The organism is Kitasatospora sp. NPDC041988 (assembly GCF_055588525.1).
In genome coordinates, this window is the sequence record NZ_JBVJCO010000018.1 from 24,040 (window position 1) to 37,268 (window position 13,229).

At 74.7% G+C, this 13,229-nt stretch carries 10 protein-coding genes; 7 read left to right on the forward strand and 3 right to left on the reverse strand.

Annotation, left to right across the window (positions count from 1 at the left end; genetic code table 11):
• Positions 1–547: 547 nt before the first annotated feature.
• The 6 genes from ACZ6NC_RS19375 (at position 548) to ACZ6NC_RS19400 (ending at position 7,433) form a co-directional block, all read left to right on the forward strand.
• A complete protein-coding gene (locus tag ACZ6NC_RS19375; protein WP_374106126.1) occupies positions 548–1,615 on the forward strand; it encodes a ParA family protein in 1,068 nt (355 codons plus the stop codon).
• Positions 1,612–2,280 (forward strand): hypothetical protein, encoded by a 669-nt coding sequence (locus tag ACZ6NC_RS19380; protein WP_465734296.1) that lies wholly within the window; start codon positions 1,612–1,614, stop codon positions 2,278–2,280. The genes ACZ6NC_RS19375 and ACZ6NC_RS19380 overlap by 4 nt, the downstream gene beginning before the upstream one ends.
• A gap of 283 nt (positions 2,281–2,563) precedes the next feature.
• A complete protein-coding gene (locus ACZ6NC_RS19385) occupies positions 2,564–3,550 on the forward strand; it encodes a segregation and condensation protein A (protein WP_465734298.1) in 987 nt (328 codons plus the stop codon).
• A 332-nt stretch (positions 3,551–3,882) separates the two neighbouring features.
• Positions 3,883–4,476 (forward strand): SMC-Scp complex subunit ScpB, encoded by a 594-nt coding sequence (gene scpB, locus ACZ6NC_RS19390; protein WP_465734492.1) that lies wholly within the window; start codon positions 3,883–3,885, stop codon positions 4,474–4,476.
• A gap of 64 nt (positions 4,477–4,540) precedes the next feature.
• Positions 4,541–5,992, forward strand: coding sequence for a pseudouridine synthase (locus ACZ6NC_RS19395; protein WP_465734300.1), 1,452 nt, complete (start codon positions 4,541–4,543; stop codon positions 5,990–5,992).
• A gap of 457 nt (positions 5,993–6,449) precedes the next feature.
• Positions 6,450–7,433 (forward strand): helix-turn-helix domain-containing protein, encoded by a 984-nt coding sequence (locus tag ACZ6NC_RS19400; RefSeq protein WP_465734302.1) that lies wholly within the window; start codon positions 6,450–6,452, stop codon positions 7,431–7,433.
• 84 nt (positions 7,434–7,517) lie between these two features.
• Here ACZ6NC_RS19400 and ACZ6NC_RS19405 read toward each other — a convergent pair whose 3' ends face one another.
• The 3 genes from ACZ6NC_RS19405 to ACZ6NC_RS19415 all read right to left on the reverse strand — a co-directional run bounded on the left by ACZ6NC_RS19405 (position 7,518) and on the right by ACZ6NC_RS19415 (position 11,736).
• The gene (locus tag ACZ6NC_RS19405; RefSeq protein ID WP_465734304.1) at positions 7,518–7,880 is read right to left on the reverse strand and encodes a DUF952 domain-containing protein; all 363 of its coding nucleotides are present in this window, start codon (positions 7,878–7,880) and stop codon (positions 7,518–7,520) included.
• Positions 7,881–7,983: 103 nt separating this feature from the next.
• On the reverse strand, positions 7,984–9,531 hold the full coding sequence (locus ACZ6NC_RS19410; RefSeq protein WP_465734306.1) for a mucoidy inhibitor MuiA family protein: 1,548 nt from the start codon (positions 9,529–9,531) through the stop codon (positions 7,984–7,986).
• A 3-nt stretch (positions 9,532–9,534) separates the two neighbouring features.
• Positions 9,535–11,736, reverse strand: coding sequence for a DUF4139 domain-containing protein (locus ACZ6NC_RS19415; protein ID WP_465734308.1), 2,202 nt, complete (start codon positions 11,734–11,736; stop codon positions 9,535–9,537).
• Positions 11,737–12,135: 399 nt separating this feature from the next.
• Between ACZ6NC_RS19415 and ACZ6NC_RS19420 the strand changes: the two genes are divergently transcribed.
• On the forward strand, positions 12,136–13,221 hold the full coding sequence (locus ACZ6NC_RS19420) for a prephenate dehydrogenase (protein WP_465734310.1): 1,086 nt from the start codon (positions 12,136–12,138) through the stop codon (positions 13,219–13,221).
• Positions 13,222–13,229 lie beyond the last annotated feature (8 nt).

A 13,229-nucleotide genomic window follows, 5' to 3' on the forward strand; every position in this document is an offset into this window, starting at 1 on the left:
CCTCCCCCCGCGACCTCCCCCCCCCCTCCGCTCCCCCCCACGCCGGTGCCCGCCCCCCCCCCCCCCCCCCCCCCCCCCCCCGCCCTGGGCCGCTCCCTGCGGGGAGCGGCCCGCAGGCCCCCGACCCTCCCTCCCTGCCCGACAACGGGCAGGGAGGGGCCCATCCTCGGGTCGGGGGCTTCGGCATGCCCGTGAACAGGCGGTTGCGTGGGCGGGTCGCTCTGTCGTCAATTTCTGTGGGTCGCGTCACCCGACCGCAGAAACGTTAGGGTCAAGGGCCCGCGCATCCCTTGACAGAGGGATGCCCGATAGTCGACACATCCTGCCCACTACCGTGGATTGTGTTGCTGCGAACGCCTTGAACGGCCTAGAGTCGCAAACCGTTGGCATGCTGCCACGCTGACGAATCGACATAGAGTCCTGGATGCCCAAGGAGGTAAGACGACTTGTGAATGAGTCGACATTTGCTCCCGGGGGTGGTCAGCCAGGACTGGCGGAGCACACCGCCGGCCAGCCGAGTGAGGAGTCCGGGGCCCGGCAGGCCACCGTGGGCTCGGCCGAGGTCGGCTCGGTCGCACTCCGTACCTTCGAAGCACGCCAGAACACAGCACAGGTGACCACGGTGACCGACTACGACGCCGATCTGCCGGCCCACGGCCTGGCCTACGGCGAGTTCGCCTACGGCGCCTACGACGACCCGGACGCCGAGTACGAGCCGGACCCGGAGTACGCCGCCACGCTGGCCCCCGACGCCGCGCGCCAGCGCCGCGAGCGCGTCGGCCCGACCGGCCGTCCGCTGCCGTACTTCCCGATCCCCGCGCCGGTGGCCGAGCACGGCCCCGCGCAGATCATCGCGATGTGCAACCAGAAGGGCGGCGTCGGCAAGACCACGTCGACCATCAACCTTGGCGCGGCGCTCGCCGAGTACGGCCGCCGCGTGCTGCTCGTCGACTTCGACCCGCAGGGCGCGCTCTCGGTGGGCCTCGGGGTCAACCCGATGGAGCTCGACGTCACCGTCTACAACCTGCTCATGGAGCGGGGCCTGACGGCCGATGAGGTGCTGCTGAAGACGGCCGTGCCGGGCATGGACCTGCTGCCGTCCAACATCGACCTCTCCGCCGCCGAGGTGCAGCTGGTCAGCGAGGTGGCCCGGGAGTCCGCGCTGGCGCGCGCCCTGAAGCCGCTGCTGCCCGACTACGACTACGTCATCATCGACTGCCAGCCCTCGCTGGGCCTGCTGACGGTCAATGCCCTGACGGCAGCTCACAGCGTCATCGTCCCGCTGGAGTGCGAGTTCTTCGCCCTGCGCGGCGTCGCGCTGCTCACCGAGACCATCGAGAAGGTCTGCGAGCGGCTCAACCCCGAGCTGCGCCTGGACGGCATCCTGGCCACCATGTACGACTCGCGCACCGTGCACAGCCGCGAGGTGCTGGCCCGGGTCGTCGAAGCCTTCGGTGACCACGTCTTCCACACCGTCATCGGGCGGACCGTGCGGTTCCCGGAGACCACCGTCGCCGGCGAGCCGATCACCACGTACGCCACCAACTCGGTCGGTGCCGCCGCCTACCGTCAGCTCGCCAGGGAGGTGCTCGACCGGTGCCGCCCCGCCGAGTGAGTCTCCCGGGTGCCGACGAGCTGTTCCGGACCACCGGGGGGATGGCGCTGTCGCCGTCCCTCGCGCCGCGTCCGGCCGCCGAGGCGCCCAGACCGGAGACCGCACGGACCGTCAACGGTGCCGGCGGCACCGGCGCCGGCACGGACGGTGCCGAGGACGCCGGGGGCGGCGCCGAGGAGCGCCGGCCGTCGTCGTTCGGTCCGCCGGGTGGCTCGGGCGGTATGTCGGGCACGGTGCCGGGCGGTACGCCGGCCGGAGTGTCGGTACCGGGCCCGGCGCAGCCGGGCGGTGCCCAGGGCGGCGGCCAGGGAGCCGGAGCCGCGCAGGCCGGGAAGACGGTGCAGGGTGGCCGGGCCGCCGCACCGGGGCCGCGCCAGCACGCGGGTGCCGCCGAGGAGCAGGCGGGCGGCGCGGGGCGCCCCCGACCGCGTGGCCGGGCACCGCGCCGCCCGAGCGGGCGGGAGCGGCACGACGAGAAGATCACCGTGTACGTGTCAGCCGAGGAACTGATGGACCTCGAACACACCCGGCTGGTGCTGCGCGGGGAGCACGGGCTCGCGGTGGACCGCGGCCGGATCGTCCGGGAGGCCATCGCGGTGGTGCTGGCCGACCTGGAGCAGCGCGGCGAGGCGAGCATCCTGGTGCGGCGGCTGCGCGGGCGCTGAGCGGGTGCTGTGCGGGCTCTTGCGGGCTGGTGTGCCGCCTGCGGGTCTGAGCGGGTGCTGAGGCGCGCTGTGCGCGCGCTGAGCCGCCTGCGGGCGTCGGGGTGCCTGCGGGGCCTCCTGCCCGGGCCCCTGGCGCCGGGGGCGGTGTGCTGCGCCCTGCGGTGGGCGATTGCGCCGTGCGGTTGCGCCCTGGGTGTGCTCGGGGGCGTGCCGAGGTCGTGGGCGGCGTGTCGGCGGGCCCGGCGTGGGGGCGGGCGGCGCAGCCGGGTGAAGATGGACCGTCATGCCGAGCAGCCCCGAACCCTCCGTCGCCGCCGCCGGGACCGTCGGGACCGCCGATGAGTCGCGGGGCGGCTTCCGGGTGCGGCTGGACAACTTCGAAGGCCCCTTCGACCTGCTGCTGAGCCTGATCGCCAAGCACCGGATGGACGTCACCGAGGTGGCGCTGGCGACGGTCACCGACGAGTTCATGGCGTACATCCGGGCGATGGGACCGGACTGGGACCTGGACGCCGCGACCGAGTTCCTGGTCGTCGCCGCGACCCTGCTCGACCTCAAGGCCGCGCGGCTGCTGCCCGCCGCCGAGGTCGAGGACGAGGAGGACCTCGCCCTGCTGGAGGCGCGGGACCTGCTCTTCGCCCGGCTGCTGCAGTACCGGGCCTACAAACGGGCGGCCGCCCTGTTCGGCGAGCGCTGGGCCGCCGAGCTGCTCCGGCGGCCGCGGACCGCCGGGCTGGAGCCCGGGCACGCGCAGCTGCTGCCCGAGGTCGTGATCAGCATCGGCGCGGAGCGGTTCGCGCGGCTGGCGGCGAAGGCCGTGGCGCCGAAGCCCGAGCCGGTCGTCTACGTCGACCACATCCACACCCCGCCGGTCAGCGTGCGGGAGCAGGCCGGGCTGGTGGTCGGGCTGCTCACCGAGCTGGGCGAGGCCTCGTTCCAGCGGCTGGTCGAGGACGCGCCGGACACCCTGGTCGTGGTCGCGCGATTCCTGGCGCTGCTGGAGCTCTACCGGGAGCGGGTGCTCGCCTTCGAGCAGCCGGAGGCGCTGGGCGAGCTGCTGGTGCGGTGGGTGGCCGAGGCGGACCGGGGTGCGGTCGAGGTGACGGACGAGTTCGACCGCCCGGCAGGGGAGCAGGCGGCGGGTGACCGGCCGGTCGGCGAGCAGCCGGGCGGGTCGGAGCAGGGCGGGTCGGAGCAGGGTGAGCGGGAGCACGTCGGGCCGCAGAAGGACGGGCGGGAGCAGGTCGGGCCGCAGAAGGAGGAGCGATGACGTCTGGGACGGGTGCAGGAGGGCGGCCGGCGCGGCGTCCGCTCGGTGTGCCGGGGCAGCCGCGGGCCGAGGAGTGGCTGGAGCCGGCGCCGGGGCTCGGTGACGTGGTGCCTCGTGACGCGGTGCTCGACGCGGTGGGTCTCGGTGAGGTCGCTCTCGGTGAGGTCGGGCTCGACGAGGTGGTGGCCGGGGGATCGGTGCCCGGCGAGCCGGTCCGGACCGAGGTGGTGGTCGTACACCAGAAGTCGGCCCCGTCGACTTCTGGTGCGGTCGAGGCTCTGTCCGAGGAGGAGCCCGGGCCGGGACTGAAGGCGGAGCTGGAGGCGATTCTGATGATCGTCGACGAGCCGGCCGGCGAGGCCCACCTGGCGTCCGTGCTGGAGCGGCCCCGGGTCGAGGTGGCCGAGGCGCTGCGTGAGCTCTCCGCCGAGTACACCGCCCAAGGCCGGGGCTTCGACCTGCGGCTGGTCGCCGGAGGGTGGCGGTTCTACAGCCGGGCCGGGTGCGCGCGGGCCGTCGAGCGGTTCGTCCTGGACGGCCAGCAGGCCCGGCTCACCCAGGCCGCGCTGGAGACGTTGGCGGTCGTCGCCTACCGTCAGCCGGTGTCCAGATCGCGGGTCTCGGCCGTCCGTGGTGTGAACTGTGACGGCGTGATGCGTACCCTGGTACAGCGAGGACTGGTGGAAGAGGCCGGATCCGAGCCCGAAACAGGTGCGATCCTGTATCGGACGACGAACTACTTCCTGGAACGGATGGGGCTCCGCGGCCTGGATGAGCTGCCGGAGCTCGCTCCCTTCCTGCCCGAGGTCGACGACGTGGAAGCGGAGTCCCTGGAGGGCACGATGATCGCGGAGGCGGTCGCCGCCGCTGCTGTGCAGGCCGCGGGCGGCAGTGGCGAGGCCGATCGGGCTGCGCCTGATCGGTAGGGGGCGGTGAGGTCGGCCGAAACGACCGCACAGCCCAGACGGAAAACGACGTACGGACACTTTGATGCGTAGCAGTGGCAACGGCAGGAACAGCAGCGGCGGCGGCAGCGGCCGCAGCGGACAGGGCGGGGGCCGGGGCAGCGGCTCCTATGGGGGCGGAAGCGGTTCGGGCCGCGGCGGCTCCGGCTCCGGCTCGTACGGCGGCGGCTCCGGCTCCTCGCGTGGCGGCTCCGGTTCGTACGGCGGTGGCTCGGGCTCCTCGCGGGGTGGCTCGGGTTCGGGTTCGCGTGGCGGGTCCGGTTCGTACGGCGGCGGCTCGGGTTCGGGTTCGCGTGGCGGGTCCGGTTCGTACGGCGGTGGCTCGGGTTCGGGTTCGCGTGGCGGCTCCGGTTCGTACGGCGGCGGTTCCGGCTCCTCGCGGGGCGGGTCGTACGGCGGCGGGTCGGCATCGCGTGGCGGCTCCGGCTCCTACGACCGCCGGGACGACCGCCGGGACGACCGGCGCGACGACCGTCGTGACGACCGCCGCTACCCGGACCGCCCGCTGCGGCCCGAGGAGCGGCGCTACGACCGCCCCGAGTACGGCGGCGGCCCCAACGCCACCCCCGCCCGTGGCGGCTACACCGGCCGTCGTCCCGGCCCGGCCCCGCGTCCGCGCCGTGAGGGCCAGGGCGCCCCGGGCGACCCGCGCCGCCAGCCGCAGCGCTCGCGCGAGCTGCAGGCCAAGATCGAGGACGCGGTGCTGGCCCGGCACGACAAGCCGGCCGTGAAGCTGCCCAAGACCTTCGGCGAGCCCGAGGGCGAGCGCCTGCAGAAGGTGCTGGCGCGCGCCGGTATCGGCAGCCGCCGCGCCTGCGAGGAGCTGATCGAGCAGGGCCGGGTCGAGGTCAACGGCAAGCGGGTCACCGAGCAGGGCAAGCGGGTCGACCCGGAGAAGGACGAGATCAAGGTGGACGGCCTGACCGTCGCCACCCAGTCGTTCCTCTTCTTCGCGCTGAACAAGCCGGCCGGTGTGGTCTCCACCATGGAGGACCCGGACGGCCGCCAGTGCCTCGGCGACTACGTGACCAACCGGGAGACCCGGCTGTTCCACGTCGGCCGCCTGGACACCGAGACCGAGGGCATCATCCTCCTCACCAACCACGGCGAGCTGGCCCACCGCCTCACTCACCCGCGGTACGGCGTGACCAAGACCTACCTGGCCGCCATCCAGGGGCCGATCCCGCGCGACCTGGGCAAGCGGCTGGCGCAGGGCATCGAGCTGGAGGACGGGTTCGCCCGCGCCGACAGCTTCAAGGTGGTCTCCAACGTCGGCAAGAACTACCTGGTCGAGGTGACCCTGCACGAGGGTCGCAAGCACATCGTCCGCCGGATGCTGTCCGAGGCCGGGTTCCCGGTCGAGAAGCTGGTTCGCACCCACTTCGGTCCGATCGCGCTGGGCGACCAGAAGTCCGGCTGGCTGCGCCGCCTGACCAACCCCGAGGTCGGTCAGCTGATGCACGAGGTCGGTCTGTAGACCGGTCGGCATATTTAGGTGGACCGGTCTGCATATTTTGCGGGCCGTCCACCGCCGGGCGTCGTCCGTCGAGTGTCGGGCGCCGTCCGTCCGTCGCCAGGCGCCGTCCGTTCGCGGTCCATCCCGTCGTCCGTCCACCAATCGTCTGTAGACCGGTCGGTATAGATCGGTAGACCGGTCTGCATATTCGGACGACTTCGGGCGACTTTCGGGCGTCGCGGCCGCGCTGCGGCTCTGCCCGTCGCGTCATGCTGCGTCCTGAGGGCCTCCCCGCCGAGTGGCGGGGAGGCCCTCACGCCGTTCGGCGGGTTCTGCTGTGAGCCGGGACGCATCGCCTGGTCACCGCCTTGTCAGCGTCATGATCCGTGGCCGAGGATTGCCACCTGACCACGACCCGCCGGGTGGCGGGACTGCGCCACTGCGGCGTGGACGAGGGGCGAGACGGGGGAGCGGCGTCGTGTCCGATGCACCACTCAGCACACTGGGACTGGCCGTGCCGGACGGACAGGTCTACGCGGCGCTGGTGGCCAATCCGCAGTCCACGGCGGAGGACCTCGCGGCCGGCTGCGGGCTGACCCTCCAGCAGAGCATTCGCGCGCTGGACCGGCTGGCGCAGCAGGGCATGGCGACCCGGGCGCCGGTGGACCGGCACCGGTTCCTGCCGGTCGCCCCCGACGTCGCGATCGGCACGCTGATCGGCCACCGGGAGTCCGAACTGCGCCACGCCCGGGCGGAGATGCACCGCCTGATGGACGCCTTCCGGGAGGCCTCGCGCTACACCGACCCGGCGCACTCGGTCGAGGTGCTCACCGGTGGCGAGGCGATCGCCCAGCGGCTGGAGCACATCACCGAGACCAGCCAGTACCAGGTGCGCGGCTTCGACTGCCCCCCGTACATCCAGGACCCGGTGGCCAACATCCCGTTGCAGCGGCAGCGGATGAAGGAGGGGCTGCGGTTCCGGACCATCTACGACCGGGAGGCCGTGGCCTGGCCGGGCCGGTTGGAGAAGAACATCCTGGTCGGCGTCGCGGACGGTGAGGAGGCGCGGGTCCGGCCGGTGCTGCCGATGAAAATGATCATGTCGGACGACCGGATGGCGATCATCCCGATCAGCGTCGGCGACAGCGTGCTCGACGCCGCCTACGTGATCCACCCGTCCGCGCTGCTCCAGGCGCTGGACACGCTGTTCGAGGCGGAGTGGGAGCGCGCCGTGCAGCTCCAGGCCGCGCTCGGTGAGGCCGAGGGGGCGTTGGAGCCGGAGGCAGACCACCGCAAGCTGCTGGGCCTGCTGGCGGCCGGCCTCACCGACGAGTCGATCGCCCGCTCGCTCGGCTGGAGCGCCCGGACCACCCAGCGCCGGCTGCAGAGCCTGATGCGCGAGCTGGGCGCCACCACCCGCTTCCAGGCCGGCATGGCGGCCCGGGAGCGGGGCTGGCTCTGAGGACGGGGCCGGTTCCGAGGACGGGGCCGGCCCCGCGCAGGGCCGGTTCCGAGGACAGGGCCGGCTCCGGGCGGGGTGCGCCGGTCAGCTCCAGGGGGTGAGGCTCGCCCAGCGGCCGCCCGGTCCGCGCTCGACCTTCTCCAGGCCGACCACGGCGGACCGGTTCAGCCGGCCGTAGATGTGCGGGAACAGCACGCCGGGCGTGGCCCCGGGCGGCGGTGCGCCGTTCGGGGCCTCCCACTTGACCATCGGCTCCACCAGCGCCTCCTCGATCAGCAGCACCATCAGCGGCTCGCGGGCATCGGCGAAGAAGGCGTTGGCCACCGCTAGCGCCGTCTGCTCGTCCGCCGAGCAGTGGATGAACCCGTCGGTGAGCAGCGAGGCGGTGGCGTACGGCCGGCCGGGGTCGGCCAGCCAGTCGTCCAGGGGGGCGAGGTGCAGGATCATGTTCCTGTTGTACCCGAGCTTCCGGTCGGACCAGGGTTTGTACCCGGGCTTGTGGCCGGGCCGGTTCCCGAGTGGGCGTCAGGACGGCGGGTCGTCGGAGCCGTCACAGGCCGGCCACCTTGGCGGACGCGGAGACCTCGTAGACCAGCGTGACCGTCCGGTGGGCGCCCGGGCCGAGCGGCAGGTCCCAGCGGACGATGCCCTCGGTGTCGAAGGCGTTCGGGGCCGGGGAACACTCCTCCTTGCGCAGCCGTACCTCGACCGCCGACACCTCGGAGACCGGCACCCGTTCGCGGACGGTGACCAGCTGCTCGTCCCGTTCCTCGGGGCCGGAGAACCGGGAGAGGTGCAGCCGCACCGTCCGGGTGGTCACCGAGCGCTGGGTGAGGCCGGCGGTGCTTTGGCGCTCCTCGGTCTCGCGGACGACCCGGTACCCGTCCGAGCTGCCGAACGCCAGCTCGGCGTCGGCGCCGGCCGCCGTGAAGGAAAGCTCGCCGCGGCCGGTGAAGCCGCTGCCGCGGACCAGCTCGACCGGGCCGGCGAGCAGCGCGTGCCCGGCCGCGTTGCGGAACCGGACCACCTGGGTGACCAGCGGGGACAGCTCCGGCGCGCACGCGTACTCGCTGCTTGCCGGGGCGGTGAAGGAGCCCAGTGGGACCCGGTGCGCCCGGCCGTCCGACGGCACGGTGGCCGGGGCGGGTGCGCGCAGCACTCGTACCTCGCCGCCGTCGTCCACCCCCGGCACCGCCTCGGACGGGCCGAGCGTGCTGATCGCCTCCTCGCGCAGCTCGACCTCGACCGTGCGGCGCTCCTCGGCGCTGCGGTCGCGCAGCGTCAGCACGTCCTCGGTGAGCGAGGGCGGGGCGGTGGCCAGGGCCGAGCGCGCGGTGGAGAGGGTGAGGCGGGTGCCCGTCCAGTCCTCGCCGGTGCGCTGCCAGACCACCGCCTCGGACTCCAGGCGCAGCGCGCCGTCGGCCAGGGTGGCGCGGTAGGACGGCCGCCAGACCGCGCACGGCACCAGGTGGCTGACGGTCAGCCGGACGGGGCCCGCGTCGCCCGCCTCGACGGTCAGGTCCAGGTGGGCGACCAGTTCGGCCGGCTCCTCCTCGGCCTGGTCGAGCGCGTTCCGGGCCTGTGAGCGCTGCTCGTCCAGGTCGCGCAGCCTCGAGCGGACGGCCCGCAGCTCCTCGCCGTACCGCTCGCGCTCGGCGTCCACCCGGTCCAGCTCGCGCGCCCAGCGGGCCCGCTCGACCTCGCCGATGCCGGCGCCCTCGCCGACCTCGCGCAGCAGGTCGGCGGAGAGCTGGGCGAGCAGGGCGAGGCGGGCCTGCAGGCGGTCGTGCAATTGGTCCTCGCGGCGGGCCTGTTCGTCGAGTTCGTGGACGCGGTGGCGCAGCGCCGAGTCGTCCGGGCCGGGCGGCAGCGGGGCGCGCGGGGTCCAGGCGCGCACGATGCGGGCGTCCAGGACGCGGGTGGCGGGATCTCCGGTCTCGGCGCGCAGGGTGCGGTCGACGGCGAGGGCGGTGATCGGGCCGAGGCGCAGCCGCTGGACGCCGGCGGCGAGGTCGACGGTGACGGTGCGCTCGACCTGGCTGCGGTCCTCCAGGCAGGTGACGGCGGTGACCGGGAGGGGGATGGTCTCGCTGCTCATCGTTCAGTTCCTCCGGTTTCCGCCGACGATGGCCTTTCCGGCCGGGATTCTGATCTGGTAGCCGCCGTCGAGCTCGGCCCGGCCGCCCGGTGGCAGTTCGACCCGCCAGAGCCGGGTGCTGGGCGGGCACTCCGGGGACGGGATGGCGGGTGCGTGCCAGTCGGCCCGCTCCTCGATCCGGATGTCGGCCTCGTGGCTGACCGGCACGCGCTCGCGGACCTCCACGGTGACGGCCTGGCCGAGCCGGTTCGCCAGCTCCACGTGTACGCGGTGGTCGAGCACGGTGCTGTTGTTCAGCATGCCCGCCGTGGACTCGTGCAGCTCGGTGCGGCGCGCGACCTCGATGCTCTCGGTGACGCCGGTGCCGAGCCGCCGCGTGCCGCCCGGCGCGAGGGTGGGCAGCGCCGCGGTGAGCAGGAACTCGCCGTCGACGGTGACCTCGACCGGGCCGGCCAGGACGGCCTGCGCGGTCCGGTTCGCGAGCACCAGCGTGCCGTACACCGTCTCGTCGACGGCGGGGACGGTGACGTACTCCGCGTGGACGGAGAGCGGGATCTCGCCGACGGTGACGGTGTGCCAGGTGCTGTCGGACGGGATGTCGGCGGGGGCGGCGGCGTCGAAGCGGTGGTCGAAGGAGCCGGCCGAGACGCGCGGCGGCACGGCGTGACGGGGGAGCGGCAGCGCGGTCACGCCGCGGGCGGCGGTGGCGGCCGGGGACGGGGCGCCGCCCGGACGGCCGACGGACGGCGGGCGGAGGGTGCCGCGGCGGTCGGCGGACGCCTCGGGGCCGGCCAGGACCAGGGTGGGGTAGTCGAGGAGCACGGCGTTGGGGGCCGGGGGAGCGAACGGGGACTGTGCCCCGGTGTCCGCCCCGGGTTCGGCGCCCGCCACGGCCTCGGTGGCCCAGTCGGAGGCGGCGGCCCGTGAGGTGCGGGCCCGGCGGGCGAGGGGGGCCGGCGCGGCCGCCGGCGGGGCCGGCATCGGGGCTGGCATCGGCCCGCCGGGCTGCGGGGGCGGTGCGCCGTACCCGGCGAAGCCGGGGGTCGGCAGATCCGCGGCCTCGGCGGCCCGGCTGCCACCGGGGCGTGTGGGGCGGGGTGCGGCCTGGGCGACCGGCATCGCGGGACGGGGCGCGGCGCCTCCGGCGGCGGCGACCGGGCGCCGGGGCTCGGGGCGGGGGCCGGCAGCGTCGTAGCCCGCGAAGAGGTCCGAGAGGCCGGCCGGGGGCTCGCGCCAGCCCGAGGGCGGCGGGGCGGGCTGGCTGCGGCCGATCCGCAGCGACCGCAGCCGGGGCAGGTCGGTGCGCCGGTCCAGGTCGGCGGTGGAGAGGGCGAGGCGGACGCCGCTCCAGTCCTCGCCGGTGCGCTGGGCGACGGAGGCGCGCAGGACGAGCTGCCCGGTGTCCGAGCCCTGCCGGTACGACAGGCGGTAGGCGGGCACCCAGCGGGCGGCGAGGACGCCGTACTCGAGTTCGATGTCGAGTTCGATGTCGAGCTCGGCGGTGGTGGCGGCTTCGATACCGGTCTCGGTGTCGGGGACGGGGGAGGTCTCGGTGTCGGGGGCGGGTGAGGCGAGGGTGAGCAGGACGGTCGCGGAGGTCTCCACGGGCTGGGTCGGCCCGGCGGTGGACGAGCGCTCCAGCCGGTCGGTGAGCACCTCGGTCTCGTGTTCGGCGAGCTCGAGCTCCCGGGTCAGCTCCTCGGCCCGCCGGTGGAGCCGGGCGAGGCGGTCGTCGACGAACTCGGCCAGCTCCAGCCAGGCGTCGGCCGGGGTCCGGCGCAGCGGTTCGTCGCGTCGGCGCTGCGGCGGTACGGCGCGCAGTGCGGCGGTCTCGGCGATCGCGGAGAGGACCAGCCGCTGCCGCTCGCGGACCGCGTGCTCACGCTCCCGGGCCTCGTCCAACTGTCGCCGCAGAACGGGCAGTTCGGCCGGGGTGCGGACTTCGGCGACCGGTTCGAGCCGGGCCTCGGTGACGGCGGTGCCGGGCGGGCCGTCGATCACCCGGGCCCGCAGCGACCGCCCGTCGAGCACCCGGGGCAGTCCGGTCAGCCGGAGCCGCCCGCCCGGCGGCAGCGTCACCCGGGCCCTCCGGCGGCAGACCGCGCCGGAGGCGTAGACCACGACGGAGTCGAGCACCGACGGGTGGGCCGGTACCGCCGGCCCGTCGGACTGCTCCCTGTCGTCCGCGCTGTACTGATCGTTCACCCGGTCTACCCCTTCGTTCGCGCCGCTCGCGCCGACTCGCGCGCTGCCGCCCCCTGAGCGGTCAGTCTGCCTCGCTTCGGTGCGGGCGTCCTCGGATTTCGCCCGTGCGTCCGGGCCCGTGTCCGGGCCCGGGTCTCTGCCCCTGTCTGTGCCTGCGTCTGTGCCCGCGTCTGTGTCGGTGCCGGCGTCCGTCGTCTGTGCCGGTGTCCGTGCCGTGTGAGGTGCTGTGCGTGAGGTGCTGTGCGTGGGAGGGGACGGGGCCGGGGGCGGAACGGTTGCGGGCGGGCGGGCGGGCGGGCGGTCGGCGGGCGGTGCCGGACCGTGGCCGCAGGGGCGGTGGGGATGCGAGAAGATGGGCGGGCACGTCCAGGCCAGCCCCGTGAGGAGAGCCAACCCGCCATGCGCACTGCCGTCGTCGTCGGTACCGGACTCATCGGCACGTCCGCCGCACTCGCCCTGACCGGCCGCGGGCTGACCGTCCATCTGGAGGACGCCGACCTGGACGCGGCCCGCACCGCGGCCTCGCTCGGCGCCGGCACCACCGAACCCGCCGACGGCCCGGTGGACCTGGCGATCATCGCCGTGCCGCCCGCGCTGGTCGGCAAGGTGCTCGCCGACTGCCAGCGGCGAGGCCTGGCCCGCTGGTACACGGACGTCGCCAGCGTGAAGGCCGGGCCGCGTGCCGAGGTGGCCGCGCTGGGCTGCGACACCGTCCACTACATCGGCAGCCACCCGATGGCCGGGCGCGAGCGCTCGGGCCCGCTGGCCGCCCGCGCCGACCTCTTCGAGGGCCGGCCCTGGGTGCTCACCCCCACCGCCGACACCGACACCGAGACGCTCAACGCCGTCCTGGAGCTGGTCGCCCTCTGCGGCGCGATGCCGATCGTGATGGACGCCGCCGCGCACGACCGCGCCGTCGCGCTGGTCTCGCACGCCCCGCAGCTGGTCTCCTCGCTGGTCGCCGCCCGGCTGGAGAACGCCGACGAGACGGCCATAAGGCTCTCCGGCCAGGGCGTCCGGGACGTCACCCGGATCGCGGCCTCCAACCCCGGCATGTGGGTGGACATCCTCTCCGCCAACGCCGGCGCGGTCGCCGACATCCTGGAGGAGGTCGCCTCCGACCTCGGCGACACCGTCACCGCGCTGCGCGCGATGCAGGCCGCCGGGGAGGGCGAGCGCCAGGCCGGCGCGGCCGGGATCGAGGCCGTGATGCGCCGCGGCAACACCGGCCAGGCCCGCATCCCCGGCAAGCACGGCGCGCCGCCCACCCGGTACGAGACGGTGGCCGTCGTGCTCGGCGACCAGCCGGGGGAGCTGGGCCGCCTCTTCGGCGAGGTCGGCGCGGCGGGCGTCAACATCGAGGACGTCGACATCGAGCACTCGACCGGCCAGCAGGTCGGCTTCGTCCAGTTGTCGGTCGCCCCGGCGGCGGTGAGGCCGCTGACGGCGGCGCTGCGGTCGAGCGGGTGGAGCGTCCGGGACTGAGTCGGGGC

Excerpts from the sequence above, each read along its gene's own strand:
- ACZ6NC_RS19385 (WP_465734298.1), top strand. The coding sequence starts at position 2,564 with ATGCCGAGCAGCCCCGAACCCTCCGTCGCCGCCGCCGGGACCGTCGGG.
- scpB (WP_465734492.1), top strand. The coding sequence starts at position 3,883 with ATGATCGTCGACGAGCCGGCCGGCGAGGCCCACCTGGCGTCCGTGCTG.
- ACZ6NC_RS19395 (WP_465734300.1), top strand. The coding sequence starts at position 4,541 with ATGCGTAGCAGTGGCAACGGCAGGAACAGCAGCGGCGGCGGCAGCGGC.
- ACZ6NC_RS19405 (WP_465734304.1), bottom strand. The coding sequence starts at position 7,880 with ATGATCCTGCACCTCGCCCCCCTGGACGACTGGCTGGCCGACCCCGGC.
- ACZ6NC_RS19410 (WP_465734306.1), bottom strand. The coding sequence starts at position 9,531 with ATGAGCAGCGAGACCATCCCCCTCCCGGTCACCGCCGTCACCTGCCTG.
- ACZ6NC_RS19420 (WP_465734310.1), top strand. The coding sequence starts at position 12,136 with ATGCGCACTGCCGTCGTCGTCGGTACCGGACTCATCGGCACGTCCGCC.